The organism is Allobosea sp. OK403, from assembly GCF_900113835.1.
In the GTDB taxonomy this organism is placed as follows: Bacteria; Pseudomonadota; Alphaproteobacteria; order Rhizobiales; family Beijerinckiaceae; genus Allobosea.
Genome location: NZ_FOQV01000004.1, coordinates 349,144 through 374,654, shown reverse-complemented (window position 1 = coordinate 374,654; position 25,511 = coordinate 349,144). Strand labels below are relative to the sequence as shown.

Here is a 25,511-nt window from a genome sequence, read left to right as displayed (position 1 = left end):
ATAAGACTTCGTTAACCATGAAGGCGCACCGTGTCTCGGGCAGAGCTGTGTTCCGTGATCAGACCTCCTGATCCGCTGGCGGCTGCGTCCTCTCGTCGTGACCTCCGGGAAGCCAGCGGCGATGACCTGTCCGATATCCCGAGCATGGACGTGGATATGGCCGCGCATCTGATCCTCGAGCGGACGGCGTTCCCGGTCGGCGTTGCGCCGTCGGCGCCGGTTACGCCTGCCGAGGAGATCGCGGCAGAAGGCTCGGCCGCTGCACGGGCCGGATTGGCCTCGGGGCTGATGCTGGCCCTGCGCTTCGTCCAGGCACGCTTTCTCTCCGTCTGGGGCCTGCTTGCGGCCGCGGCCTTGTGCCCGGCGCAGGTTTTCGCCGATTTCGCGGTGTTTTCAGCGCTCGCCAATTTCGTCTCGATCGCGACGCTGCTGCGTTTCGAGGCGGTGTTCTTCCAGAGCAGCGACCAGGACAGGCTGGCGCGGGCGTTCCGGCTGGCGCTTGCGGCAGGGGGCGCGTTCCTCACTGTGGCCGCGCTGGGCATCGCTGTGGCGGGCGCTGCCGGCTGGGTGGTCGCGACCTATGGGGCCTTGTTCCTGGTGTCGCTGGCCGGGCGGGCGGTGATCCGGCTCGTCTCCTCGGAGGCGACGGCGGAAGGGGATTTCGCTGCGATCGGCAACAGCAATGTCGTTCAGGCGCTGGTCCAGCCCGGCATGATGGTCCTGCTGATCTGGCCGCTGGGCGCGACCTCGGTCGCGCTGTTTGCAGCCGACGCGATCGGCCATGTCGTCTCGGCCTGCTATCTGGTCTGGCGCCGGCGCGCGGCGCTGGCGGGTCTGGTACGGCGCGAAGTCTGGTCGCGGCTCGAGCTGAGGGAATCGGCGAGCCGCTGGCGCACCGCACCGCGTTTCCTCTTGCCCTCCGCACTCCTGTCCTTCGGCTTCATGGTGGCGCCGCTGCTCGCCCTGCCTTATGCGAGCAACCCGCTGCTGGCCGCCCATGTCGCGCTGGCGATGCGCCTGCTCGAGGTGCCGACCCAGATGTTCTCCGCGGTCTCGGTGCCGCTCGTGTTGTCGAGCCTGCGTGCGCGCGCCGCCGAGAGCCGGCAAGCCTGGGTCCGTTTCGTGACGCTTGGCCTGATGGTCGCGGCGGCGGCGCTGTTCGCCGCCATCGCCCTCGTCGCCATGGGCGCCGATGTCGTGCTCGACGGCACGCAATGGGAGGGCGTCGGCGAGACCGTTGCGATCATGGCGCTGTTCTATGGCGGCATCGCGCTGGTCACGCCCTTGCACGAAATCGCCTCGCTCTCGCGCTCTCCGCGCCGCCAGGTTCTCACCAACGCCATCGCGCTTCTGGCGGCGGGGCTCGTCATGGCCTGGTTCGGTACCTTGTCGCTGGCGCTGCTCGGGGCGATCGGCCTGGTCTCGCTGGCGCGGATGCTGGCGCATGTCCAGTTCGCCTGGACACGCTTCGGCGTGGACGGGTTTGCCGTCGCACGGGGATGAGTAATTCCAAGAGTTGAGAGCATTGCTCCTCGCGAAAAAAGCGGTACCCGCCTTTCCTCGCAAGTGCTCTATCTTCTTGTTTTATCGCATTTTCTTTACGCGGACCGGTGTCCACTTCGCTCGAAAATGCTCCAGGCGCTCTATTCCCGCCGGATCAGCCTGTCGGCGATCAGCGAGGACAGGAAGCCCGGCTTGAAGTCGCGCTCCAGCCGCTCGGGGTCGTAGTCTTTCGCGACCCAGTCGAGGAAGGGCATGCCCTTGGCGTGGCCCTCGCGGCGATAGGTCTCGAAGAAAGCGTCGAGAATCCCGGTCTTGGCGAAGCGGAAATGACCGTAGCGCAGGGAAAGCTGGCGGGTCGCTTCCTCAAGCGGCCGCTCCTCATGGATCAGCAGATAGAGCGCCGCGAAGAAGCCGGCGCGGTCGGCGCCCGATTTGCAATGCACCAGCGCGGGCTCCGTCAGCCCGGCGAAGAAGGCCTTGGCGCCCAGGATGGTCTCGCGTTCGGGCGCGCCGCGCGAGCGCAGGACGAAATCGACGAGGGTGATGCCGTGGCGCTCGCAAGCCTCGCGCTGCAATGGCCAGGAGCCATGCTCGCGCCCGCCGCGCAGATTGACGATGGTCTTGACGCCCTCGCGAGCGAATTTCGCGATCTGACCCGGCGCAGGCTGGGCCGCGCGCCAGAGCTGTGGCGTAACGCGATGGGCGTTGAGATAGGCGAGACGGAAGATGCCGTGATCGACCAGCAGCATATTAGCCCAGGCGCGCAGGCGGTCGGCCTTGCCACTTATCGGCCGGTCCCAGCGCGCGATACGGGCCATGCGGCGCGCATAACGATCCTCGTCGGGGCGCAGGCGGTTCAGCAAGGGCAGGCCTCGCGGGAGCTGGTTTGATCCATCTTCATAGCGCGCCCGATACCAGTGCCGGGCCCGCGGTGCAAATGAGAGGGCGGCTGCGCCGCGCGGTCTGGCCTGGAGTGCCGCGCGACCTTGGGTGCATGGAGCGTCTCGGCGAGAGAACAGGATCGACGCGAAAAACCGGTTCCCACTTTTTCGCATCCTGCTCTAGGGATGGGCGATGGCCACACCCTCTTCCGCGCGATGGATCACCGAGGTGACACTGACCCGCCCGGCCGTCGAGGCGCTGGCGGCGGAAGGGCCGGCGCTGCTTGTCGGTTGCGATATCGAGGGCGTCGATCTCGCCGGCCTCAGCCTGGCCGGCTGGGTTTTTGAACGCTGCCTGCTGCGCCGGACCAGCTTCAAGGGCGCCCGCCTCGACGGCTCCAGCTGGTCGGGCTGTCGGGGCGCTTTCGCCGATTTCAGCAGCAGCACCCTGACCGAAGCGGTCTTTCAAGCCGGGGACTTTAACAATGCGAGCTTTCGACGCTCGCTGCTGGCCTCCGCGGCTTTCCGGAGCTGCAAGCTCACGGGAGCGGACATGTCCGAGGCCAAGACATTGGGTGCGATCTTCGAGGAGACGCTGCTGGTTGCCGCGAAGCTGCCGGGTTTCTCCTTCCGGAAGATGCGGCTGCAGCGGCTCGATCTTGGCCAGGCCGATCTCAGGAAAGCCGATTTTCGCGACGCGGTGCTGGAGGATTGCAGCCTGCGCGACGCCAATCTGACCGGGGCCCGTTTTGAGGGGGCCGATTTGCGCGGCGCGGATCTCGGCGGCTTGCGGCTCGGCGATGCCGCGTTGTTCCGGGGCGCGACGATTTCACGGCAGCAGGCCGGGCAGATGCTGGCCGAACTCGGCCTCAAGGTGAGCTGAGCCGGACCCGGCTTTTAATCTTAACTTGGACTTTTGCGTCCAAACACGCATAAGACCCGCCAGTTTCCATCGCCACAGGTCAAGACTTATGCGCCTCGACGCCATTTCCATCGGCAAGAATCCTCCCGACGAAGTCAACGTCGTCATCGAAGTGGCGATCGGCGGCGAGCCGATCAAATACGAGATGGACAAGGAGGCCGGAACGCTCTTCGTCGACCGCTTCCTCTATACGCCGATGCGCTATCCCGGGAATTACGGCTTCATTCCGCATACGCTGTCCGAGGATGGCGATCCTTGCGACGTGCTGGTCGCCAACACCCGCCCGCTGATCCCCGGCTCCTATATCGCCGTGCGGCCGATCGGCGTGATGATGATGGAGGACGAGGGCGGCGGCGACGAGAAGATCATCGCCGTGCCGGTGCCCAAGCTGACCAAGCGCTACGAGAACGTGCACAACTACACCGATCTGCCGAAGATCACGCTCGACCAGATCCAGCACTTCTTCGAGCACTACAAGGATCTCGAGCCCGGCAAATGGGTGAAGCTCACCGGCTGGGGCGACGCCGCCAAGGCCAAGCAGCTCATCCTCGAGGCGATCGATCGGGCCAAGGCGGCGAAGAAGTAACCCCTCCGTCCGTCATGGTCGCCCTTGTGGCGACCATCCACGTCTTCGCTGATCGAGCTTGGTGTTCGAGACGTGGATGCTCGGGACAAGCCCGAGCATGACGGTGTGGATCAGGCCCCGATCGCCTCGCCCAGCGCCACCACGCGCTTGGCCATCTCGGCATGCAGCCGCTCGACCATGCGGCCGTCGAGCTGGAGCGCGCCCTTGTCGGCGTTCTCCGGCTGGTCGAAGGCGGCGATGATCGCCCTCGCCCGCGAGAGTTCGACGTCGTCGGGCGCGAAGACCGCGTTGGCGGTTGCGACCTGCCCGGGATGGATCAGCGTCTTGCCGTCAAAGCCGAGATCGCGGCCCTGCTCGCATTCCGCCGTGAAGCCGGCCTCGTCCTTGAGGTCGTTATAGACGCCGTCGATGATGTCGATGCCATAGGCGCGGGCGGCGAGGATCGCCGTCGTCAGCCAGGGCAGCATCGGCGCGCGGCCGGGCACGAAGCGGGCGCGCGTCTCCTTGGCGAGGTCGTTGGTGCCCATCACGAAACAGGCCAGCCGCGTCCGGCGGTCCTGCACCGCGCGCGCGATGCGCTCGGCGTCGAGGACGGCGAGCGGGGTCTCGATCATCGCCCAGACGCGGATCTCGGGGGCGGCCCAAAGGCCGTCGAGCAAGGTGCCGATCTGCTGCAGGGTTTCGGGCGAGGAGACCTTTGGGACCAGGATGGCGTCGGGCTTGGCCTCTGCGGCGGCGGCAAGATCGGCGGCAAACCAGGGCGTGTCGAGGCCGTTGATACGGATCACGAGCTCGCGCCGGCCATAGCCGCCGGCCTTTACGGCGGCGCAGACCTGGGCGCGGGCTATCTCCTTGGCGTCGGGCGCGACGGCGTCTTCGAGGTCGAGGATCAGGGCATCGGCGGCGATCTCGCGGGCCTTTTCGAGCGCGCGGGCGTTGGAGCCGGGCATGTAGAGGACGCTGCGGCGTGGGCGGATTGTGGTCATGGCAATCTCTCAAATCTAACGCGGGACTCGCGCGAAAGGCCGGTTATCGCTGTTTCGCATCCAGCTCGGGCGGCATTGTCGCCACTCTTCGCTGCACTGCACACTAGACGCGACGCACTTGCAACGTCAGTTCTGCAAAAGGCGGATGCGGGAGGGCGCGCGGATGGCGTGGATCGCTGGGGTGGATGGCTGCAAGGCGGGTTGGATCGCGGCGCTCATTGACACCGCCGCCCAAGAGCCTCCTTCGCTGCGCGTGGTTTCAAATCTGGCCGATCTGCTTGCCGGCGAAAACCCGCCGGCGCTCCTGGCCGTGGATATGCCGATCGGGCTGCCGGACCGGGTTTCCGGCGCGGGGCGCGGGCCCGAGCGCCTCGTCAGGCCATTGCTGGGCGAGCGGCAATCCTCGGTGTTCTCGATCCCAGCGCGGTCTGCCGTCTATTGCGCGGATTATCGCGAGGCCTGCCGGTTGGCGCTCGAAACCTCCGAGCCGCCACGAAAGGTCTCCAAGCAGGGCTTCCATCTGTTTCCGCGGATCCGCGAGATCGACACCCTGCTCAGGACGGAGCCCGCGCTGCGGGAGCGCCTGTTCGAGGTCCATCCCGAACTCGCCTTCCGCACCATGCGCGGCGCGCCGCTGACGCAGCCCAAGAAGATCAAAAGCGTGATCAATCCCCTCGGCATGGCCGAGCGTCGGGCGCTTCTGATCGCGGCGGGGCTGCCGGCTGCGATCGTCGAGGCGCGTCCGCCGAAAGGCGCTGCCGCCGATGACGCTCTCGATGCGCTTGCCGCTTTGGTCGTCGCCCAGCACATCCTGGCCGGGCGTGGAGCGCCCTTTCCCGATCCGCCGGGACGCGATAGCCATGGGCTCCCCATCGCGATCTGGACCTTTGCGCCCGAGCGCCTGCCTTCATAGGATTCCGTCATGACCGATCGACCCGTGCCGCGCCCGATGATCGAGGCGGCTGCAGAACGCATTGCCGGCCATGCCCGCGTCACGCCGGTGATGCGGCTCGGGGCCGGCGCTTTCGGCTCGCCGGCGGCAATCTCGCTGAAGCTCGAATGCCTGCAGCATGCCGGCTCGTTCAAGACGCGCGGCGCCTTCAACAACCTGCTTTCGCTGCCGGTGCCAGTGGCGGGCGTCGCGGCTGCCTCGGGCGGCAATCACGGAGCGGCGGTGGCCTATGCGGCGCGCGAGCGCGGCGTCAAGGCGACGATCTTCGTGCCCGAGATCTCGCCTGCGGCCAAGATCGAGGCGATCCGCCGCTTTGGCGCGGAGGTCGTCATCGGCGGCGCGCAATATGACGACGCACAGGCAGCCTGCGACCGTTTCGTCGCGGAAACCGGCGCGCTCAAGATCCATCCCTTCGCGGCGAAGGAAACCATCGCCGGCCAGGGCACGCTCGGGCGCGAATGGCAGCTCCAGGAGCCCGATCTCGACACCGTTCTGGTCGCGGTTGGCGGCGGCGGTTTGATTTCGGGCATCGCCGCCTGGTTCGCCGGGAGCAAGGTCAAGGTCGTCGGTGTCGAGCCCGCCGGCTCGCGCGCCTTGCAGGCGGCGCTGGAAGCGAAGGGACCGGTCGAGGTCAAGGTCGCCTCGGTTGCGGCCGATTCGCTGGGCGCGCGCAATGTCGGCCCGCTGGTCTATGAGGTCTGCAAGGATACGGTCGACCATGTCGTGCTGGTGCCCGACGAGGCGATCACCCAGGCGCAGGGCACGCTCTGGCGCGATTTCCGGCTGGCGGTGGAGCCCGGCGGGGCGGCGGCGCTGGGCGCGCTGCTCTGCGGCGCCTATAAGCCGGCGCCCGGCGAGCGGCTCGGCGTGCTGGTCTGCGGGGCGAATGTCGATTTGGCGAAGCTTGGCGCGCTGGTGGGGTGATGAACAGGGCGCGGGGAACCCCTCTCCTGCATCGAAGTCGGGTTTACCCGACTTCGACATTCTGAGTGCTGAACTCGGGCGAGCCCGAGTTCAGTGAGAGGGGCAGGGGTGAGGTGTCGGCCCCTGGACCAGTTGCGTACACCCTCACAGCGAAGCAGCGGTGAGGTCACAGCCAAAGCGTCAAACGGCCTACACCTCACCCAACCCTCTCCTTACAGGAGAGGGCTCCCGCGCCCGGTTTCTCTCGTCGGACGGCTTGGGACTGGACGGCTCGCCATGCGGCGGCGCACACTCTGCCAAGCCCATTCAAGCGTGAGCCCCATGTCAGAGCCCGTCGCGAAAACCAATTCCGGCCGCTTCTTCGAGGATTTCAGCCTCGGCGAGACCATCGTGCATGCGACGCCGCGCACAATCACGAGCGGCGACGCCTCGCTCTACACGGCGCTTTATGGCCCGCGCTTCGCGGTGCAATCCTCCGATGCCTTCGCCAAGGCGCTGGGCTATCCCGCTGCTCCGATCGACGATCTCCTCGTCTTCCACATCGTCTTCGGCAAGACGGTGCCCGACATCTCGCTGAACGCGATCGCCAATCTCGGCTATGCCGATGGCCGCTTCCTGAGGCCGGTCTTTCCCGGCGATACGCTCTCGACCACCTCGGAGGTGATCGGGCTGAAGCAGGCCTCGGCCGGCGACGCCGGCATCGTCTATGTCCGCTCCATCGGCCGCAACCAGCGGGCCGAGATCGTGCTGAGCTATGCGCGCTGGGTCTTGGTGCGCAAGCGTCGGCCCGGCACGCCGGCCCATGCCGAGCAGGTGCCGGAGCTGCCCAAGGTGGTGCTGCCGGAGGAGCTCGGCCAGGGCTGCCCGGCGATCGAGCTCTCGGCCTATGACGACGCCTTGGCCGGCTCGCCCTTCCGCTGGGGCGCTTATGCGGCCGGCGAGCAGATCGACCATGTCGACGGCGTGACGGTGGAGGAGGCCGAGCACCAGATCGCGACCCGGCTCTACCAGAACACCGCGAAGGTGCATTTCGACGCCTATGGCGCGCGCGAGAGCCGCTTCGGCAAGCGGCTGATCTATGGCGGCCATGTCATCAGCCTGGCGCGGGCCTTGTCCTTCAACGGCCTGGGCAACGCCTTCCACATCGCCGCGATCAATGGCGGGCGCCATGTCTCGCCGCTCTTCGCGGGCGATACCGTCTTCGCCTGGAGCCAGGTGCTGGAAGCGGCCGAACTGCCTGATCGCAGCGATGTCGGCGCGCTGCGGCTGCGCCTGATCGCGACGAAGAACCGGCCCTGCGGCGAGTTTCCGCTCAAGCATGGCGATCAGTACGACGACGGCATCATCCTCGACTTCGATTATTGGGCGCTGCTGCCGCGCTGAGGCTTTGCGTCCATGTGGGCGTTTGCCCGGCGTGCAGGCTTTACGGCTCCATGGAATGAGGGCTAGGAGAGTCGCGACGCGTCGCGCCGAGCAAAAAGTTACAGATTTCAGTTTCTGTAACTTCGTATCCCGCATGCCGCATTGCAGCGCGGGACCGGTTTCGTTACAGAGCCAATCACTCTAGAACGATCCCAAATGGATAAACGCCCGCTGATGGGCGGCAGAGTCGGAGAGTGAATTTGGCCGAGGTCAAACAGGCGGCGCGCCCGCTTTCGCCGCATCTGCAGATTTACCGCTGGTCCTGGACCATGGCGATGTCGATCGCGCATCGTGTCACCGGCTGCGCGCTCTATGCCGGCACCGTGCTGATCGCGGCCTGGCTCGTGGCTGCCGCTTCGGGGCCTGCCGCCTTCGAGACCGCCCAGGCGATCGCCGGCTCGATCCTCGGACGGCTGGTGCTGTTCGGCTACTCCTTCGCGCTGCTGCACCACATGGTCGGGGGCCTCAGGCATTTCGTCTGGGATATGGGCTATGGCTATGAGCCGCAGACCCGGATGAATATGGCGAAATACAGCGTCGTCGTTTCGGGCGGGCTTACTCTGCTCGTCTGGATCCTCGCCTACGCCCTGCGTTGAGGAGCATCACCATGCAGTCCAACTCCTCCATGCGTACCCCGCTCGGCCGCGTTCGCGGTCTGGGTTCCGCCAAATCCGGCACCGGCCATTTCTGGCTCCAGCGCGTCACGGCTGTGGCCAATGTCGTGCTGACGGTGATCTTCCTCGGCATCGTGATCTCGCTCTTCGGCAAGCCCTATCCGGCTGCGATGGCGACGCTGTCGCATCCGCTGGTCGCGATCCTGATGCTGCTCTTCGTCGTTTCGGGCGTGGTGCATATGCGGCTCGGCATGCAGGTCGTCATCGAGGATTACATCCATGGCGAGGGCTTCAAGATCGCCGCCGTGATGGCCAACACCTTCTTCGCGATCGCGATCGGCGCCGCTTGCGTCTTCGCGGTGCTGAAGCTCTCGTTTGGAGGCTGATCCGATGGCGATCACCAAAGCCCGTTCGACCGCGACCTATGCCGGTCAGGCCTATCCGATCACCGACCACACCTTCGACGTCGTCGTGGTGGGCGCCGGCGGCGCCGGCCTTCGCGCCACCGTCGGCTGTTCGCAGGCCGGCCTGCGCACGGCCTGCATCTCGAAAGTCTTCCCGACGCGCTCGCACACCGTCGCGGCCCAGGGCGGCGTCGCCGCCTCGCTTGGTAATATGGGCAAGGACACCTGGCAGTGGCACATGTACGACACCGTCAAGGGGTCGGACTGGCTCGGCGACCAGGATGCGATCGAATATCTCGTCCGCAATGCGCCGGCCGCGGTCTATGAGCTCGAGCATTGGGGTGTGCCGTTCTCTCGCACCGAGAGCGGCAAGATCTATCAGCGGCCTTTCGGCGGCATGACCACCGAATTCGGCGAGGGCCCGCCGGCCCAGCGCACCTGCGCCGCCGCCGACCGCACCGGCCACGCTATGCTGCACACGCTCTATGGCCAGGCGCTGCGCTACAACACCGAGTTCTTCATCGAATATTTCGCCATCGACCTGATCATGGACGAGGACGGCCATTGCCGCGGCGTGATCGCGCTGAAGCTTGATGACGGCACGATCCATCGCTTCCGTTCGCAGCAGACGATCCTGGCGACGGGCGGCTATGGCCGCGCCTATTTCTCGGCGACCTCGGCCCATACCTGCACCGGCGACGGCGGCGGCATGGTGCTGCGCGCCGGCCTGCCCCTGCAGGACATGGAGTTCGTGCAGTTCCACCCGACCGGCATCTATGGCGCGGGTTGCCTGATCACCGAGGGTGCGCGCGGCGAGGGCGGCTATCTGACCAATTCCGAAGGCGAGCGCTTCATGGAGCGCTACGCGCCTAGCGCCAAGGACCTTGCCTCGCGTGACGTCGTCTCACGCTCGATGACCATGGAGATCCGTGGCGGGCGCGGCGTCGGCAAGAACAAGGACCACATCTACCTGCATCTCGACCATCTCGACCCGAAGATCCTGCATGAGCGCCTGCCGGGTATTTCCGAGAGCGCAAAAATCTTCGCCGGTGTGGATGTGACGCGCGAGCCGATCCCGGTCCTGCCGACGGTGCATTACAACATGGGCGGCATCCCGACGAACTTCCACGGCGAGGTGCTGACCAAGGTCGACGGCAATCCCGACACGGTGGTGCCGGGCCTGATGGCGATCGGCGAGGCGGCCTGCGTCTCCGTGCACGGCGCCAACCGTCTTGGCTCCAACTCGCTGATCGACCTCGTCGTCTTCGGCCGCGCCGCGGGCTTGCGCTGCGCCGAGACCGTGACGGCTGGCGAGAAGCAGCCGGAACTGCCGAAGAACTCGGCCGATCTCGCGCTGATCCGCCTGGACAAGTACCGCAACGCCTCGGGCGGCACCTCGACCGCCGAATTGCGCGGGCGCATGCAGAAGACCATGCAGGACAACTGCGCGGTCTACCGCACCGGCGAGACGCTGGAAGAGGGCCACAAGCTGATCCACGAGGTCTGGGGCGGCATCACCGACATCGCCACCACCGACCGTTCGCTGATCTGGAATTCCGATCTCGTCGAGACGCTGGAATTCGACAATCTGATCACCCAGGCCGTGGTGACGATGGATTCGGCGCTGAACCGTCCGGAAAGCCGCGGCGCGCATGCCCGCGAGGACTATCCGAACCGCGACGACAAGGACTGGATGAAGCACACCCTGTCCTGGATCGACGATGAGAAGCGCAGCGTGACGCTCGATGAGCGCCCGGTGCATACCTACACGCTCTCGAACGACATCGAGTACATCAAGCCCAAAGCGCGGGTGTATTGAGGACTGTTTGGTAAAATGGCCGAATTCAATCTCCCGCAGAACTCCCGCCTGACCGAGGGCAAGGCCTGGCCGAAGCCGGCCGGCGCCGCGAAGCTGACCGAGTTCAAGGTCTATCGCTGGAACCCCGATACCGGCGAGAACCCGCGCACCGACACCTATTTCGTCGACCGCGAGGATTGCGGGCCGATGGTTCTGGATGCGCTGATCTGGATCAAGTCCAAGATCGACCCGACGCTGACCTTCCGGCGCTCCTGCCGCGAGGGCATCTGCGGTTCCTGCGCCATGAACATGGACGGCAAGAACGGCCTCGCCTGCACCACCGGCATCGACGAATGCGCCGGGCATGGCAAGAGCGCGGGCAAGGTCGCGATCTACCCGCTGCCGCATATGCCGGTGATCAAGGACCTCGTCCCTGACCTGACCCGCTTCTACGCCCAGCACGCCTCGATCGAGCCCTGGCTCAAGACGACGACGCCGGCGCCGGAGAAGGAGTGGAAGCAGGCCAAGGACGATCGCGAGAAGCTCGATGGGCTCTATGAGTGCATCCTCTGCGCCTGCTGCTCGACCTCCTGCCCGAGCTATTGGTGGAATGGCGACCGCTATCTCGGCCCAGCCGCCCTGCTGCAGGCCTATCGCTGGCTGATCGACTCGCGCGACGAATCGACCGGCGAGCGCCTCGACAATCTGGAAGACCCCTTCCGGCTCTATCGCTGCCACACCATCATGAACTGCGCCAATGCCTGCCCGAAGGGCCTGAACCCCGCCAAGGCGATCGCGGAAGTGAAGAGGATGATGGTGGCGCGCCAAGTTTAACGCCGAGCGTTTCCGATACCTCGACCAACGCCAGCCTTCGGGCTGGCGTTTTTCGTTGGCGCTATCCGTGTGGCGTTGTTGGAGCGCGCGGGGAACCCTTCTCCCGGATGGGAGAAGGGCAGGGATGAGGGTGTGCCGCTGATTATTGAGGTGCCACTTTGCCACTGCGCCGGCTTCACCCGAACGCACAGGAGCCGATACGGAGCCGCTTTAGCGATCTGGTTGTCTGGCCTGCCCTCACCCCTGCCCCTCTCCCATCCGGGAGAGGGGTTCCCCGCGCATATCCGATGCGTCTGGGTAAGCCCGACCCTGAAGCCGTCAGGCGATATACCGCCCCGGCGCGAACGGCTTGGGATCAGCCGGCGGCGTCTCGCCGCAGATCAGGGCGGCGATGATCTCGCCCGTGATCGGGCCGGTGGAGAAGCCGATATGCTGGTTGCCGAAGGCGAGCCAGAGGCCGGGATGGCGCGGCGCTTCCCCGATCATCGGCAGTGAATCCGGCAGGGTCGGCCGGCAGCCGCGCCAGGTCTCGCCGACGACTGCTTCGAGCGGAAAAGCCTCGCGGGCACTCACGGTCGCCTGGTCGATCTGGCGGTGGTTGTCGGGCGCATCGCGCAGGCTGAGATCGACGCCGCTGGTGATGCGGTAGCCTTGTTCCATCGGCGCCATGAAATAGGCTCCGTCGACGTCAAAGACCGGCCGCGACAGGGCAGCGCCGGCCTCGGGCCGCAGATGGCGGTGGTAGCCGCACTCGACATCGAGCCTGGAGTTCAAGCCAAGCGGCGAGAGCAGGTCGCCGCTCCAGGGCCCGAGCGCAAGGATGGCGAGATCGGCCTCGTAGGCTCCCTTGTCGGTCTGCGCCTGCCAGCCATCGCCCTTGCGCTTGAGCGTGCGGATTTCGGCCTGCTCGACCCTGCCGCCGCGCTGGGCGAAGAGCGCCGCATATGCGGCGGTGACGGCGCCGGGCGAATCGACCGAAGCGTTGGAGGGCGTCAGCAAACCGGCCGGGAAGATCGGCTTCAGCGCGGGCTCCAGCGCCGAGATGCCCTGGCGGTCGAGCACCTCCGAGGCGATGCCGTGTTGCTTCAGGAAATCATGCTCGGCCTGGGCCGCAGTATGGCCGTCCTCGCCGCGCCAGAGTTTCAGCGTGCCGGTCTCGCGCAGGCGGTGCGAGACGCCCGCGGCCGCCATCAACTCGCGATGGCGGGCGACCGTGCTCGCCGTCAGCGAATCCAGGGCGGCGATGCGGGCGGCGGCCTGCGAGGGCCGCGCTTCCCAAAGGAAGCGCAGGAGCCAGCCGGGCCGCGTCAGCGCGCGGCGCCAGTCGAGATTGAGCGCCGGATGGCTGTTGCCGAGATAGCCCGTCAGCTTCGACCAGAGGCCGGGATTGTTCAGCGGCACGATCGAGGAGCGCGCCAGCACGCCGGCATTGCCGTAGGAGGTCTCCTGGCCAGGCGCACGCCGGTCGAGCAGCGTCACGGTGAAGCCGCGCTTCTGGAGGCTAAGCGCGCAGGAGACGCCGACCATGCCGGCGCCGAGGACGATGACATTGCGATTCACGATAGAATCCGGCGATTCATGACAGGATTTGGCGTTTCACGACAGGATCCGGCGGTTCATGACAGGATTGGCGCCGTCTCTGCAGGCTGTTTCAGCCAATGGTCGAGGAAGCCGTCGAGCCAGGCCCGGATGGCGGGGTCGTACTGATACCAGCCTTCGAGATGCAGATGGCGCAATTGCGCGCCGGGCATCAGCGTGCGCTCATGGCCGCGGATCGACCAGCGGCACATCATCGCCGGGGTGACCTCGGGGTGGAATTGGATGCCGTAGACCTTGCTCCCGGCCCGGATCGCCTGAACCGGAAAATCGCCGCCGGTGGCGAGGCATTCGGCGCCGCTGGGACAATCGAAGCCGTCACGGTGCCATTGATAGACGGTTCCAGGCCAGGCGAAGCCGGCCTCATTCGCATGGCAGTGCCCGGCCTGCGTCTGGTCGAGCCGATAATAGCCCACTTCGGCGCGGCCCTCGCCATGGGTATAGACCCTGGCCCCGAGATGGCGCGCCATCATCTGGGCGCCGAGGCAGATGCCGAGGAAGGGCGCATCCTCCTTCAGGCAGGTGCCGATCCAGTCGATCTCGGTCTTGATGAAATCGTCGGAATCATTGGCCCCCATCGGCCCGCCAAAAATCACTGCGCCGGCATGGCCGCGCATTGTTGCGGGCAGCGGGTCGCCATAGCGCGGCTTGCGGATGTCGAGCGCATGGCCGCGCGCCTGCAACAGGCGGCCGACGCGACCAGGCGTCGAATGCTCCTGGTGCAGCACGATGAGGACCGGTTTGGGAGCCGGCAGGGTGCGCCGGGCTGCGAGCGGCGAGCGTGTGGGGCGGGCGGCACGGAAACGAAGGGACTGATCGTTCATCGCGAGGTTTTCGGTCGCTGGCGCGCGGTCAGAGAAGGAAGATATGCGCACTGCCATGCCATATCCGGAGAATGCGGTTCCAATCGGGACGAGGCAAGCAAATTGTAAGCCATGTCCGGCATGGGACGGTGGCGATCAGGGCATGACGCCGGCCGGTCGTCGCCGTCAATGTAAATGGGCTTGACATTGCGGGTGCCCTTAGGCAATTGAGAATGAACGTTCATTCTCATTTGATCGACATACCGTGACATCAATCGCTGCCCCGCCCCCGATTGGTGCTCTCTCGGAGCGCCATATCCGTATTCTCGACGCTGCCGAGAGCGTTTTTGCGCGCGCTGGCTTCCATGCCGCGACGATGCATGACGTCGCGGTCGAGGCCGGGATGAGCCCAGGCAATCTCTATCGCTATTTCGCCTCCAAGGACGCGATCATCGCCGGCATGGCCGAGCGCGATCGAGCCCAGATCGCAGCCGACTTCACCGATCTCGACCCGGCCAGGGGCGCGGTGCTCGACCAGCTCGAGGCGCTCGGCCGGCGCCATATGACCCAGAAGCCGCGCGAGAAGGCGGTCATCGCCCTGCAGATCTGGGCCGAAGCCGCGCGCAATCCGGCGATGGCCAGCATGTGCGCCGATATCGACGAGACGGTGATCGGCGGGCTCGTCGCCGCCATCGCTGGCGCCAAGGCGAGCGGCGAACTGCCAGCCAATCTCGACGATGCCCGCTTCCTTCAGGCGATCTTCATGATGGCCGACGGCTTCTTCTGCCGGCGCGCGGTCGATCCGCAATTCGACGCTGCTGCGGGGGCGGAGACCCTGTTTGCCGCCATGCGCGGGCTGGCGCAGGTGCTGCTGCTGCCCGAGCCGGACGAGGCCAGGCCATGACCGTCGCCTCCGCCATGATCAAACCCGTTTCCGCTGCGAAAGTGTGCCGAATGTCCCGTCTTCTCTCCGTTTCGCTGCTGGCGCTCGCTCTTGGCTTGGCTGCGCCGCTGCAGGCGCAGGCACAGGCGCAGACTTCGGCTCAGCCGGCGCCTGGCGCGGGGCCATCCGTTACGATCACCAAGGCGAAGACCAGCGAGATCGTCCAGAGCGTCGTCGTGTCCGGCTCGATGATCGCACGCGACGAGGTTCTGGTCTCGCCGGAACTCGACGGCGTGCAGGTCGTCGAGTTGGTGGCCGAGGAAGGCGACAAGGTCGCGGCCGGCCAGGTGCTGGCGCGGCTCTCGCGGGTGACGCTCGAGGTGCAGAAGGCCCAGAACGACGCGCAGATCGCCCGTGCCGAGGCGGCCATCGCCCAGTCCAACGCCCAGATCGTCGAGGCGCAGGCCAATCTCGTCGCCGCCAACAACAATTTCGACCGGACCAAGGCGCTGCGCAGCACCGGCAACGTCTCGAACGAAACCTATGATCAACGCGACGCCGCCGCCCGCGCAGGCGAGGCCAAACTGAATTCGTCGCGGCAGGCGCTGGCGATCTCGACCGCCGATCTCGCGCTGGCGAAGGCCCAGGGGCGCGACATCGAGGTCAAGCTGGGCCGCACCGAGATCAGGGCGCCGACGGCGGGCATCATCAGCAAGCGTTATGCAAGGCTCGGCGCGATGGTGGCGATGGCCGCGGCCGACCCGCTGTTCCGCATCATCGCCGATGGCGCGATCGAGCTTCAAGCGGATGTCGCCGAGGTCGAATTGCCGGGCCTCAAGCTTGGCCAGCCGGTGGCGGTGACGCCGGCGGGCGCGAGCGTGGCCCTGGCGGGCGAGATCCGTTTGATCGCGCCCGAGGTCGACAAGCAGTCGCGGCTCGGCCGTGTGCGCGTCGCGCTCAAAGGCAATCCGCCGGTCGCGATCGGCTCCTTCGCGCGCGGTTTGATCGAGACCGGCCGCAAGAACGCGGTGACGCTGCCCTTGTCGGCGATCACCTATGCCCGCTCGGGCGCGACGGTGCAGAGCGTCAGCGACGGCAAGGTGACGACCAAGAAGGTCCAGCTCGGCCTGGCCGGCGATGGCCGCGCCGAGATCGTCTCCGGCATTGCCGACGGCGAGAGCGTCGTGGCGCGGGCCGGCACCTTCGTGCGTGACGGCGACGTCATTACGCCGGTCGCGACGAACTGACGGGCAGGAGCACATTCCCGTGAACATCAATTTCTCCGCCTGGTCGATCCGAAAGCCGGTTCCCGCGATCCTGCTCTTCGTCGTGCTCTGCGTGCTCGGGCTGCTCTCCTTCTCGAAGCTGCCGGTGACGCGCTTTCCCAATATCGACGTGCCGCTGGTCTCGGTCACGGTGACCCAGTCGGGCGCCGCGCCTGCCGAACTGGAGAGCCAGGTCAGCAAGCGTGTCGAGGACGCGGTCGCCAACATCACCGGCGTCAAGCATGTGATGTCGACGCTGACCGACGGCTCCTCGGTTTCGGTGATCGAGTTCCGGCTCGAAACCAACACCGACCGCGCCGTCAACGACGTCAAGGACGCCATCGCCAAGATCAGGGCCGACCTGCCGCGCACCATCGACGAGCCGATTATCCAGCGCATCGATGTCGAGGGCCAGTCGATCATGACCTTCGGCGCTTCGTCGCCCGGCATGACGCTGGAGCAGATCTCCTGGCATGTCGACGATGTCGTCGCGCGTGAATTGCAGGGCCTCAAGGGCGTCGGCCGGATCGATCGCTTCGGCGGCGTCGATCGCGAGATCCGCATCTCGCTCGATCCCGACCGCTTGCTGGCGCTGGGCACCACGGCAGGCGAGGTCAACCGCCAGATCCGCGCCACCAATGTCGACCTCGCCGGCGGGCGCGGCGAGGTCGGCGGTCAGGAGCAGGCGATCCGCACGCTCGCCAGCGCGCGCACCGTGGCGGAGCTCGCCGAATCCAAGATCACGCTGACAGGCGGCCGCGAGGTGCGGTTGAAGGAGCTTGGCCGCGTCGAGGATTCGAATTCCGAGCCGCGCTCCTTCGGCCGGCTCGACAAGGTGCCGGTCGTCTCCTTTGCGGTGTTCCGCTCGAAGGGTTCGAGCGAATTATCGGTCAAGGATGTCGTCGCGGCGCGCATCGCCGAGCTCAACAAGCGCTACCCCGACATCGTGATCAAACCGATCGACGACGCCGTCGCCTATACCTACGGCAACTACAAGGCGGCGATGGAGACGCTGATCGAGGGCGCGGCGCTGGCCGTGCTCGTCGTCTTCCTGTTCCTGCGCAACTGGCGCGCCACGCTGATCACGGCGATCGCGCTGCCGCTCTCGGCCATCCCGACCTTCTGGGCGATGGAGCTGATGGGCTTTTCGCTCAACCTCGTCAGCCTGCTCGGCATCACGCTGGTCACCGGCATCCTGGTCGATGACGCCATCGTCGAGATCGAGAACATCGTCCGGCATATGAAGATGGGCAAATCGCCCTACCGCGCCGCGATGGAGGCGGCCGACGAGATCGGGCTCGCCGTCATCGCGATCACGCTGACGATCGTGGCGATCTTCGCGCCGGTCTCGTTCATGGGCGGCGTGGCCGGCCAGTATTTCCGCCAGTTCGGCCTCACCGTCGCGGTCGCGGTGCTGTTCTCGCTGCTGGTCGCGCGGCTGATCACGCCGATGATGGCGGCCTATCTGATGAAGCCGGTGAAGCATGTCGACGCCAAGGACGGCATCGTGATGGGGACCTATGTCGGCCTGCTGCGCGGCACGCTGGCGCGGCGCGAAGTTCCGCTGCTGCCGCGCTTCGATGGTTCGGGCCGCTGGCGTAAGCTGCCGGTCAACATGGCCTATGTCACGCTGCTGATCGGCTTTGGCTTCCTGTTCGCCTCGATCCAGGCGACGTCGCTGCTGCCGACCGGCTTCATTCCCGACGAGGACACCTCGCGTGTGGTCGCCAGCGTCGAACTGCCGCCGGGCTCGACGCTGGAGGATACCCGCGTCGCGACCGACCTGATCGTCGACCGCCTGCGCACGATTCCCGAGGTGACGCAGGTCTTCGTGCTCGGCGGCTCCTCGCCGACCGGCCAGCGCGAGGTCCGCCGCGCCGCCGTGACGATCAAGCTCCTGCCCAAGGCCGAGCGCAAGGCGCGCCAGAAGGACCTCAAGGTCGTCATCGCCCAGAAACTCGCCGGCGTGCCCGACACCCGCGCCTGGTATGTCAATGAGCGCGGCGAGCGCGAGATGGCCTTCTCGATCCTGTCCAAGGACGGGGCGGCGCTCAATGAGGCGGTGGCGCGGATCGAAAGCCGGATGCGCAAGATCGACGGCTATCTCAATGTCGCGACCTCGGGCTCGCTCAGCCGGCCGGAACTGCGCGTCACGCCCAAGCTCGAACAGGCCGCCAATCTCGGGGTCACCCCGGAATCGATCTCGGAGGCGGTGCGCGTCGCCACCATCGGCGATGTCGGGGCCAATCTCGCCAAGTTCAACGCCGGCGACCGTTTGGTGCCGATCCGCGTCCAGCTCGACGAAGCCGCCCGCGCCGATATCCGCAACATCGCGGCCCTGCGCGTCACCAATGCAAATGGCGTCTCGATCCCGCTGACGGCGGTGGCCGAGATCGGCTTCGGCGAGGGGCCGAGCTCGATCGACCGCTATGACCGCGTCCGCCGGGCCGCGATCGGCGCCGATCTCAAGCGCGGCTTCGAGCTCGGCACGGCGCAGGACACCTTCCTGGAGATCGTCAAGGAGGTCGGCCTGCCCGCGGGCGTGCGCATCGCTACGACCGGCGACGCCGAGATCCAGGGCGAGGTGGTGCAGGGCTTCATCACCGCGATGACAACCGGCCTGATGCTGGTGCTGGCGGTGCTGATCCTGCTCTTCGGCTCGGTCTTCCAGCCGATCACGATCCTGCTCTCGCTGCCGCTCTCCTTCGGCGGCGTGGTCATCGCCCTGCTCGCCACCGACAAGCCGGTCTCGATGCCGGTCTATATCGGCCTGCTTATGCTGATGGGCATCGTCACCAAGAACGCGATCATGCTGGTCGATTTCGCGGTCGAGGAGATGGCACGCGGCAAGGACCGTCGCACCGCGCTACTGGAGGCCGGCCGCAAGCGCGCCCGGCCGATCGTGATGACGACGATTGCGATGGCGGCGGGCATGATGCCCTCGGCCTATGGCGTCGGCGACGGCGGCGAATTCCGCGCGCCGATGGCGATCGCAGTGATCGGCGGCCTGATCGTCTCGACCGTGCTCTCGCTCGTCTTCGTGCCGTCCTTCTATGCGGTGATGGACGACCTCTCGCGCCTGACCTCCTGGTCCTTCAGCCGCTTCTTCAGCAAGCCTGAGGATGAGAGCGCCTGGGAGAGCATCGACGAACACGCGACGCCGGGCGAAGCGAGCGCCAAGGCGATGGCCAAGCTGCCGCCGCCGCGACTGGCGGCGGAGTGAAGGGGCGGGCTTTCGCCCGCCTCGCGGCTAGAGCCGGATGATTTCAGACGGAGTCACAAAGTGTCTCCGTCTGAAATCTGAATCCGTCTCTCATCTAGGAGTTAGAGCAGGATCAATGCGAAAAACCGGTTCCCACTTTTTCGCATCCTGCTCTAGCGCCTGTTGTTCTGGCTCGGAACCACGCCGTCATCCTGGGCTTCACGCAGCCGCGCGGTTCATCGAAGGTGAAGCCCAGCGCGCCAACTGCGTCGTTGAAGAGGCTGGTATCAAGCCGGGCTGACAAGAGCCTCCTTCGATTTGGCTGAGAAGGGTTGCCCTGGTCCGCTTGGAGAGGCGGCCCAATGTCAGAAAGTGGGGCAGCGGTGTCGTCATATTCCTGTGAGATGGCGCGGAAGCCAAAGCGCGAGTTCGGGCCAGGCAAGCAGCAGCGCGATCAGCACAAATGGGGCGACCAGGAACGGCAAGACGCCGCGATACATCGCTCCCAGGCTGATCTGCGGCGCCTGCGAGCGGATGACGAAGAGGTTCATCCCCACTGGCGGATGGATCAGGCCGATCTCGACGACGATCACCAGCAAGACGCCGAACCAGATCGGGTCGTAGCCCGTCGAGAGCACGAGCGGCAGCAGCACCGGCACCGTCACCAGCACCATGCCGATCCCTTCGAGGAAGCAGCCGAGGAAGACGTAGAAGGCGACGAGCAGCAGCATGACCGCGAGCGGCGGCAGCCCGACCGCATCGATGCTCCGGACCACGGACTGGGCCATGCCGGTCTGAACGACGAAATAGGAGAAGATCGTCGATCCCAGCACGATCAGGACGAGATTGGCGGTGATCCGCGTCGTCTCGGTGAAGGCGGTGCTGACGTCGCCGCGCTTGAAGCCGCGCCGCAGGAGCCCGAGCAGAAGCGCGCCGAAGGCGCCGACCGCGGCGGCCTCCGTCGGGCTGAACCAGCCGAGATAGATGCCGCCGAAGGTGACCGCGAACAGCAGGACGACGTCCCAGATCGAAAGCACGAGGCGGAACGACTGAGCCCGCCCCTCCGTCGGCAGCTTCGGCGCCGCCTCCGGCCTGAGCCACACCCAGAACGCGACGGTGGCGAGATAGAGCGCGGTCAGAACGAGGCCGGGAATCAGGGCGGCTGCGAACAGCTTGATGATCGAGAGCTGCGCGATGATGCCGTAGATCATCAGGATCAGCGAAGGCGGAATCAGGATGCCGAGCGTCCCACCGGCCGCGACGACACCGGCGGCCAGCGCCGGCGAATAGCCCGCCTTCAGCATTTGCGGGATCGAGATCCGGCTCATCGTCGCGGCCGTCGCCAGCGACGAGCCGCAGACCGCACCGAAGGCCGCCGAGGCGCCGACCGCCGCCATCGCGAGCGAGCCGCGCATGCCGGCGAAGACGGCGTTGCTTGCGCGGAAGAGGTCGCCGGAGAGGCCGGCCATGGTTGCGAGCGTCCCCATCAGCGTGAACAGCGGCAGCACGGAAAGCGCATAGGCCGAAGACAATTCGAGCGGCACCGCCCCGAAGACAAGCCGCGCCTTGGCGAAACCATCGATAGCAGCGTAGCCGACGAAGCCGACGAGGCCGAGCGCCACGGCGACGGGTATGCGGGCGAGGATCATGCCGACCAGCGTCGCCATGCCGATCAGGCCGATGGAGGTCGCGCTCATGGGGTAGCCTCCTCATGGCGATGGAGGGCATGGGGCTGCGTCTCTTTGCCTGGCTGCCACAGGGCGGCCTTCAGCTGAGAGCCGACCCGGCGCAGGACGACGAGCATGGACACGACGAGGGCAACTTCGATCGCCAGCAGCAAGGTCCAGATAGGCACCGGAAGATCGGGCTTCTGGTCGCCGAAGCGATAGGCGTCGGCCAGCGGCTGCAAAAGGGTGGCGGCCAAGAGACTGAGGAAAGCTAGCGTCGCAACCTCGCCGATCAGGATCAGGAACCCGAGTCGGCGCGGGCTGAGCATGGCGTCGAAGACATCGACCTTGATCTGCTCGTCGCGCCGGAAGCACTCCGGCAGGGCAAGGAAGGCGACGAGCACCAGCGTGACCTCGACGAGATCGAGCGTGCCGTGGATCGGCGTGTTGAAGGCGAGCCGCCCGCCGATGTCGAGCATCGTCCAGAACAGCATCACGGCGAGCGCAATCGCACCGCAGTGGGTGAGAATGCGGACGGGATCGAACCGCGGACCCGCGCCGCCGCTCATTGGGTTCCGCCCACGGCCGCGCGCAGCCGCTCGTAGAAATCGCGCGCCTTGGCGTTCTTCGCCTCGGCCTTGGCCAGGAAGGTGGCGGCGATGGGCTTGGTCCTCTCCTCGAAGGTGGCGCGCTCGGCCGGCGTCAGATCGACGATCTCGACATTGGCCGCACGCAGATACTTCTCACCGTCATCCTCGGCCGCGTCGTAGAGCGCACCGATCTTGCGCGCGGCCTCCGGTCCCGTGGTTTCATCGATGATCTTGCGCAGATCTTCCGGGAGAGACTTGTAGCGCTCGGCATTCATGACCAGCGCGAAGGTGCCTGCGGACGCCTTCACCGGAGTCACCGACTTCATGCTCTCGGCCATCTGGAAGGACTTGGCTGCCTCGTAATTGAACAGCATGCCGGTGATGGTGCCCTTGGCCAGCGCGTCGGAAAGCTCCGCTGGCGTGACCGCTGCGGGGCTGCCGCCCCAGACTTCGATCATCGCGGACGCGATCGGCCCGTTGTGCCTGATACGCAGGCCGCGCATCGCGGCAGGGTCGCGCACGGCGCCGCGGTTGAAGAACAGGCTCACCGTCGGCGTGGCGATAAAGTAGAGCAGCTTCGTGCCCTCATGCTCGGCGGCGAGATCGGCGGCCATCCCGGTCACGATCGCGGAGGCCTCGGCAGTACTGATCGCTTTGGAGGCAGAGCCTTCACCGCGATTGAAGACGTAAGGGATCTGGGTGAGTTCCGTGAGCGGGAAGCGCCCCGGCAGCGCACCGTGCAGGAAGAAGGAGATATCGGCGACGCCGGTGCGGGCGAGGTCGTATTGCCGCGGCATCGGTCCCATCTGCGCGGCGGGGAAGATCGTGAGCTTGAGCCGCCCGCCTGAACGCTTGGCAAGATCATCGCCCCACTCTTCGAGCTTCTTGTGAAGCTGGTGGTTGGGAGGCAGGTAATGCGAGACCTTGAGCTCGATGGTCTGCGCGATAGCCCCCGCCGCCGAGAGAGACAGGCCGAACAGGGCGCACAGCAGGGCGTCCGCCATTCCTCGTATCATCGTTTCCTCCCCGGTTCTTTTGTCGTTGGTCTTCTATGCGGCCGTAGCAGATTCCGGTGCGACCGCTCCCTTTTCGATCGCCCCGGTGACGCGCGCGAGCAGTCCCGCGGCATCAGCGGGCAGGGCATCGCCGCGCCAGGCGACGTGTTGGTCCGGCCGTATCAGCGCGAACCGCGCAGCGTAGCGCGCAGGCAAGCGCCGGTCGCCCGGTGCGAGAACCGTCAGCGGAACTCCGAGGTGCTCGGCCGCAGCTGCGAAGCCTGCCGCCTGCTGCGTCTCACCTGCCGTGACGAGCAGCGTGAATCCGGAGCCGAAATGGTCGTAGAGCGACGAGCCGTCGTTCAGCCACAGATGCGGAGCGAGGCAGCCGGGATGAGCCGAGGGCACATAGAGCATGAAATGTTCCGGCGGCGGCTCGCTGCCATCCGGCACGATGATGGGCGAATCCGCGTAGCGGGAGCCCAGCACGATGCCGAGCGTCCTGAATTCGCGCAGCTTGGTCGCCTCGATGATCTCGCCGACCTCGCGGCGCGTCGCCTCGCCAAGCGGCCCGGAATCCTCCAGACCCGGCCGGACGAGCTGATTGCCGAGCACGCCGTAATTGATCACCGCTTCCGCGATGGTGCGCTCATGCACCGGGCGCCGCTCCGCCTCGTAGCTCGCCAGCAGTTCCGGCGCGCCCCAGCCCTGGAGCACGGCGGCCAGCTTCCAGCCGAGATCGACCGCATCGCCGATGCCCATGTTCATGCCGAAGCCGCCGAAGGGCGGGTGGAGATGGCAGGCGTCGCCGGCAAGGAAGACGCGCCCCTTCTCGTAACGATCCGCAACCAGCTTGTGCGCGACCCAAGGGTCCTTGCTGACGATCTCGATCTCGAGGTCGTGGAGGCCGGTGCCCTGGCGGATCAGGGCGACGGGATCGACGCTCGCCGGATCGATGTCGTTGGCGAGCTTGGTGACCATGAAGAACCACAGCCCCTGCCCATCCATCGGCCCGAGCAGCGAAGGCAGCTCCTCGTTGATCATCCAGTACATGATCGCCTCGCCATGCGCGTGGCGGCTGGCGAGGTTGGGAGCGCGGAAGATGATGTTGTAGTTGCGCGAATAGGCCCTGTCGCCGGTCATTGTCGCGCCGATGGCGTCGCGAACCAGGCTGCGCGCTCCGTCGGCGCCGATGAGGTAGGCACTCCCGACGCGGCGCACGGCCCCCGTCGAAAGGTCCTTGAGCTCGCTCGTCACACCGCCGCCATCCTGCGTGAAGGAGGCAAGTTCGGTGCTGAAGCTAATGGTCACGCCCGGCAGCGAGGCCGCATGCTCGCGCAGAACCTCCTCCAGCACATATTGCGGCACCCACTGGGCGGATTCGGAATAGAGGTCATTGCGCGCCGGGCTGCCATTCAACGCGTTCTCGAAACGCGCGAGCCTGGGGCCCGTCATCCGCGTGGCAAAGACGACGTTCGAGGGATAGTCGCGCGGCATCGGCGAGACCTCGCGCAGCCTGTCGGCGATCCCCCAACGGCGCAGATGCTCGCGCGTGCGGACATTCGTCGTCTTCGCGCGCGGCGCGTAGCCGACCCGGTCGTTACGCTCGACCACAAGGCAGCGCACGCCGCGGCGGCCGAGTTCGATGGCGGCGGCGAGCCCCACGGGGCCAGCGCCGGCGATCAGCACGTCGATCAGGTTGCCACTGTCTTTCACCGCACGTCCCCTTTCGTCCTGCTCCGCGATGCCCGCCCGGTCAGGCGGCGGTCTGGGCGGCGGCTTCCTGAGCGATGGGATTGACCAGCAGGCCGATGCCCTCGACCTCGACCTCGCAGACATCGCCAGGCTTCATGAAGAGCGGCGGCTTGCGCGCGCCGCCGACGCCCGCCGGCGTCCCGGTGACGATGACATCGCCCGGCTCCAGACTGATCGCCTCGCTGATGATCGCGATCAGGCTCGCCACATCGAAGACCATTGTGTCGGTCGAGGCGCTCTGAACGGTCTGGCCGTTGAGGCGGGTCTCGAGCTTCAGCCCCTTGGCGCCTGGAGGCAGTTCGTCGGCGGTGATCAGAGCCGGGCCGAAGGCACCCGTGCTGTCGAAGTTCTTGCCGACCGTCCATTGCGGCGACTTGAACTGGTACTCGCGCACCGAACCCTCGTTGAAGACGGCATAGCCGGCGACGAGATCGAGCGCGGTGGCCTTCGGCACATATTTGCCGTGCCTGCCGATCACTGCGGCGATCTCCCCTTCATAGTCGAGCTGGTCCGAGAGGTTCGGCCGGATCATCGGCGCCCGATGACCGATCAGCGTCGTGGAGAAGCGGCCGAAGAGCGTCGGATAATCCGGCTGCTTGAAGCCGCTCTCGGCCGAATGATCGGCATAGTTGAGGCCGACGCAGATGATCTTGCCTGGGCGCGGCAACACCGGCAGGAAGGTTGCCCGCTCCGGGTCGAGCACTGCCGAGGCAGGTGCCTTGTCGAGCGCGGCTGCGACGGCTGCCCGCGCCACTTCACCGCCTTCGACGAAGGCGAGCATGGTTTCCGGCAGGCCGGGGCCGGCCACTGAGAGATCGACGAGATCCTGGCCGCGATAGACCGCGAGCCGGGCCTTGCCCTCGCGGGAGATGGTGGCGAGACGCATCGAAGGCACTCCTTCTGAAACATGTAGCGGCCGTAGCAGGGCC

General features: G+C 66.5%; 22 protein-coding genes. 13 read left to right on the top strand and 9 right to left on the bottom strand.

What is annotated here, in order from left to right; translation table 11 throughout:
* Positions 1-156 precede the first annotated feature (156 nt).
* Positions 157-1,503, top strand: a complete 1,347-nt coding sequence (locus BMZ97_RS17870; RefSeq protein WP_139221251.1) for a hypothetical protein — start codon at positions 157-159, stop codon at positions 1,501-1,503.
* A 140-nt stretch (positions 1,504-1,643) separates the two neighbouring features.
* Here BMZ97_RS17870 and BMZ97_RS17865 read toward each other — a convergent pair whose 3' ends face one another.
* The gene (locus BMZ97_RS17865; protein WP_244546469.1) at positions 1,644-2,366 is read right to left on the bottom strand and encodes a fused DSP-PTPase phosphatase/NAD kinase-like protein; all 723 of its coding nucleotides are present in this window, start codon (positions 2,364-2,366) and stop codon (positions 1,644-1,646) included.
* 247 nt (positions 2,367-2,613) lie between these two features.
* Here BMZ97_RS17865 and BMZ97_RS17860 point away from each other — a divergent pair, with 247 nt between their 5' ends.
* The gene (locus tag BMZ97_RS17860) at positions 2,614-3,267 is read left to right on the top strand and encodes a pentapeptide repeat-containing protein (RefSeq protein WP_210188278.1); all 654 of its coding nucleotides are present in this window, start codon (positions 2,614-2,616) and stop codon (positions 3,265-3,267) included.
* 88 nt (positions 3,268-3,355) lie between these two features.
* Positions 3,356-3,892: an inorganic diphosphatase gene (ppa, locus tag BMZ97_RS17855; protein WP_092172364.1), complete on the top strand. Its 537-nt coding sequence runs from the start codon at positions 3,356-3,358 to the stop codon at positions 3,890-3,892.
* A 110-nt stretch (positions 3,893-4,002) separates the two neighbouring features.
* Here the strand turns inward: ppa and BMZ97_RS17850 are convergent, their stop codons facing one another.
* On the bottom strand, positions 4,003-4,878 hold the full coding sequence (locus tag BMZ97_RS17850; RefSeq protein ID WP_092172361.1) for an HpcH/HpaI aldolase/citrate lyase family protein: 876 nt from the start codon (positions 4,876-4,878) through the stop codon (positions 4,003-4,005).
* Between the two features lie 163 nt (positions 4,879-5,041).
* Here BMZ97_RS17850 and BMZ97_RS17845 point away from each other — a divergent pair, with 163 nt between their 5' ends.
* From BMZ97_RS17845 to BMZ97_RS17815, 7 genes are all read left to right on the top strand, one after another.
* Positions 5,042-5,791 (top strand): DUF429 domain-containing protein, encoded by a 750-nt coding sequence (locus BMZ97_RS17845; RefSeq protein WP_210188277.1) that lies wholly within the window; start codon positions 5,042-5,044, stop codon positions 5,789-5,791.
* A 9-nt stretch (positions 5,792-5,800) separates the two neighbouring features.
* Complete coding sequence (locus BMZ97_RS17840) at positions 5,801-6,754, top strand: threonine/serine dehydratase (protein ID WP_092172355.1); 954 nt, start codon at positions 5,801-5,803, stop codon at positions 6,752-6,754.
* Positions 6,755-7,075: 321 nt separating this feature from the next.
* Positions 7,076-8,137 carry a MaoC family dehydratase gene (locus BMZ97_RS17835; protein ID WP_092172352.1) on the top strand — a complete coding sequence of 354 codons (1,062 nt, stop codon included), beginning with the start codon at positions 7,076-7,078 and terminating at the stop codon, positions 8,135-8,137.
* A gap of 239 nt (positions 8,138-8,376) precedes the next feature.
* Positions 8,377-8,772, top strand: a complete 396-nt coding sequence (sdhC, locus tag BMZ97_RS17830) for a succinate dehydrogenase, cytochrome b556 subunit (protein WP_092172348.1) — start codon at positions 8,377-8,379, stop codon at positions 8,770-8,772.
* 11 nt (positions 8,773-8,783) lie between these two features.
* Complete coding sequence (gene sdhD, locus BMZ97_RS17825; protein WP_244546468.1) at positions 8,784-9,176, top strand: succinate dehydrogenase, hydrophobic membrane anchor protein; 393 nt, start codon at positions 8,784-8,786, stop codon at positions 9,174-9,176.
* Between the two features lie 4 nt (positions 9,177-9,180).
* Positions 9,181-11,013 (top strand): succinate dehydrogenase flavoprotein subunit, encoded by a 1,833-nt coding sequence (gene sdhA, locus BMZ97_RS17820; RefSeq protein WP_092172345.1) that lies wholly within the window; start codon positions 9,181-9,183, stop codon positions 11,011-11,013.
* Positions 11,014-11,028: 15 nt separating this feature from the next.
* Positions 11,029-11,826 carry a succinate dehydrogenase iron-sulfur subunit gene (locus BMZ97_RS17815; RefSeq protein WP_092172342.1) on the top strand — a complete coding sequence of 266 codons (798 nt, stop codon included), beginning with the start codon at positions 11,029-11,031 and terminating at the stop codon, positions 11,824-11,826.
* A gap of 318 nt (positions 11,827-12,144) precedes the next feature.
* Here BMZ97_RS17815 and BMZ97_RS17810 read toward each other — a convergent pair whose 3' ends face one another.
* Entirely contained in the window at positions 12,145-13,386 is a 1,242-nt protein-coding gene (locus tag BMZ97_RS17810) for an NAD(P)/FAD-dependent oxidoreductase (protein WP_092172339.1), read from the bottom strand.
* A gap of 56 nt (positions 13,387-13,442) precedes the next feature.
* A complete protein-coding gene (locus tag BMZ97_RS17805) occupies positions 13,443-14,246 on the bottom strand; it encodes a glutamine amidotransferase (protein ID WP_092172336.1) in 804 nt (267 codons plus the stop codon).
* Positions 14,247-14,490: 244 nt separating this feature from the next.
* Between BMZ97_RS17805 and BMZ97_RS17800 the strand changes: the two genes are divergently transcribed.
* Genes BMZ97_RS17800 through BMZ97_RS17790 form a run of 3 tightly spaced genes read left to right on the top strand, consistent with a single transcriptional unit; the run spans position 14,491 to position 19,596 of the window.
* A complete protein-coding gene (locus BMZ97_RS17800; RefSeq protein WP_092172333.1) occupies positions 14,491-15,129 on the top strand; it encodes a TetR/AcrR family transcriptional regulator in 639 nt (212 codons plus the stop codon).
* Positions 15,130-15,179: 50 nt separating this feature from the next.
* On the top strand, positions 15,180-16,355 hold the full coding sequence (locus tag BMZ97_RS17795) for an efflux RND transporter periplasmic adaptor subunit (RefSeq protein ID WP_175525608.1): 1,176 nt from the start codon (positions 15,180-15,182) through the stop codon (positions 16,353-16,355).
* A gap of 19 nt (positions 16,356-16,374) precedes the next feature.
* Positions 16,375-19,596 carry an efflux RND transporter permease subunit gene (locus tag BMZ97_RS17790; RefSeq protein WP_175525607.1) on the top strand — a complete coding sequence of 1,074 codons (3,222 nt, stop codon included), beginning with the start codon at positions 16,375-16,377 and terminating at the stop codon, positions 19,594-19,596.
* A gap of 368 nt (positions 19,597-19,964) precedes the next feature.
* Here the strand turns inward: BMZ97_RS17790 and BMZ97_RS17785 are convergent, their stop codons facing one another.
* The 5 genes from BMZ97_RS17785 to BMZ97_RS17765 are packed head-to-tail and all read right to left on the bottom strand — an operon-like array spanning position 19,965 to position 25,468.
* The gene (locus BMZ97_RS17785; RefSeq protein ID WP_092172327.1) at positions 19,965-21,272 is read right to left on the bottom strand and encodes a TRAP transporter large permease; all 1,308 of its coding nucleotides are present in this window, start codon (positions 21,270-21,272) and stop codon (positions 19,965-19,967) included.
* On the bottom strand, positions 21,269-21,811 hold the full coding sequence (locus BMZ97_RS17780) for a TRAP transporter small permease (RefSeq protein WP_092172324.1): 543 nt from the start codon (positions 21,809-21,811) through the stop codon (positions 21,269-21,271). Before BMZ97_RS17780 ends, BMZ97_RS17785 begins: the two co-directional genes overlap by 4 nt.
* The gene (locus tag BMZ97_RS17775) at positions 21,808-22,836 is read right to left on the bottom strand and encodes a TRAP transporter substrate-binding protein (RefSeq protein ID WP_175525606.1); all 1,029 of its coding nucleotides are present in this window, start codon (positions 22,834-22,836) and stop codon (positions 21,808-21,810) included. Before BMZ97_RS17775 ends, BMZ97_RS17780 begins: the two co-directional genes overlap by 4 nt.
* Before the next feature lie 45 nt (positions 22,837-22,881).
* Positions 22,882-24,543, bottom strand: coding sequence for an FAD-dependent monooxygenase (locus BMZ97_RS17770; protein ID WP_210188276.1), 1,662 nt, complete (start codon positions 24,541-24,543; stop codon positions 22,882-22,884).
* A gap of 40 nt (positions 24,544-24,583) precedes the next feature.
* The gene (locus BMZ97_RS17765) at positions 24,584-25,468 is read right to left on the bottom strand and encodes a fumarylacetoacetate hydrolase family protein (protein WP_092172316.1); all 885 of its coding nucleotides are present in this window, start codon (positions 25,466-25,468) and stop codon (positions 24,584-24,586) included.
* Positions 25,469-25,511 lie beyond the last annotated feature (43 nt).

What these genes read in the sequence shown, in the direction of transcription:
- BMZ97_RS17870 (WP_139221251.1), top strand. Translation starts at nt 157, where the DNA reads ATGGCCGCGCATCTGATCCTCGAGCGGACGGCGTTCCCGGTCGGCGTT.
- ppa (WP_092172364.1), top strand. Translation starts at nt 3,356, where the DNA reads ATGCGCCTCGACGCCATTTCCATCGGCAAGAATCCTCCCGACGAAGTC.
- BMZ97_RS17850 (WP_092172361.1), bottom strand. Translation starts at nt 4,878, where the DNA reads ATGACCACAATCCGCCCACGCCGCAGCGTCCTCTACATGCCCGGCTCC.
- BMZ97_RS17845 (WP_210188277.1), top strand. Translation starts at nt 5,042, where the DNA reads ATGGCGTGGATCGCTGGGGTGGATGGCTGCAAGGCGGGTTGGATCGCG.
- BMZ97_RS17840 (WP_092172355.1), top strand. Translation starts at nt 5,801, where the DNA reads ATGACCGATCGACCCGTGCCGCGCCCGATGATCGAGGCGGCTGCAGAA.
- BMZ97_RS17835 (WP_092172352.1), top strand. Translation starts at nt 7,076, where the DNA reads ATGTCAGAGCCCGTCGCGAAAACCAATTCCGGCCGCTTCTTCGAGGAT.
- sdhD (WP_244546468.1), top strand. Translation starts at nt 8,784, where the DNA reads ATGCAGTCCAACTCCTCCATGCGTACCCCGCTCGGCCGCGTTCGCGGT.
- sdhA (WP_092172345.1), top strand. Translation starts at nt 9,181, where the DNA reads ATGGCGATCACCAAAGCCCGTTCGACCGCGACCTATGCCGGTCAGGCC.
- BMZ97_RS17815 (WP_092172342.1), top strand. Translation starts at nt 11,029, where the DNA reads ATGGCCGAATTCAATCTCCCGCAGAACTCCCGCCTGACCGAGGGCAAG.
- BMZ97_RS17805 (WP_092172336.1), bottom strand. Translation starts at nt 14,246, where the DNA reads ATGAACGATCAGTCCCTTCGTTTCCGTGCCGCCCGCCCCACACGCTCG.
- BMZ97_RS17795 (WP_175525608.1), top strand. Translation starts at nt 15,180, where the DNA reads ATGTCCCGTCTTCTCTCCGTTTCGCTGCTGGCGCTCGCTCTTGGCTTG.
- BMZ97_RS17785 (WP_092172327.1), bottom strand. Translation starts at nt 21,272, where the DNA reads ATGAGCGCGACCTCCATCGGCCTGATCGGCATGGCGACGCTGGTCGGC.
- BMZ97_RS17780 (WP_092172324.1), bottom strand. Translation starts at nt 21,811, where the DNA reads ATGAGCGGCGGCGCGGGTCCGCGGTTCGATCCCGTCCGCATTCTCACC.
- BMZ97_RS17775 (WP_175525606.1), bottom strand. Translation starts at nt 22,836, where the DNA reads ATGGCGGACGCCCTGCTGTGCGCCCTGTTCGGCCTGTCTCTCTCGGCG.
- BMZ97_RS17765 (WP_092172316.1), bottom strand. Translation starts at nt 25,468, where the DNA reads ATGCGTCTCGCCACCATCTCCCGCGAGGGCAAGGCCCGGCTCGCGGTC.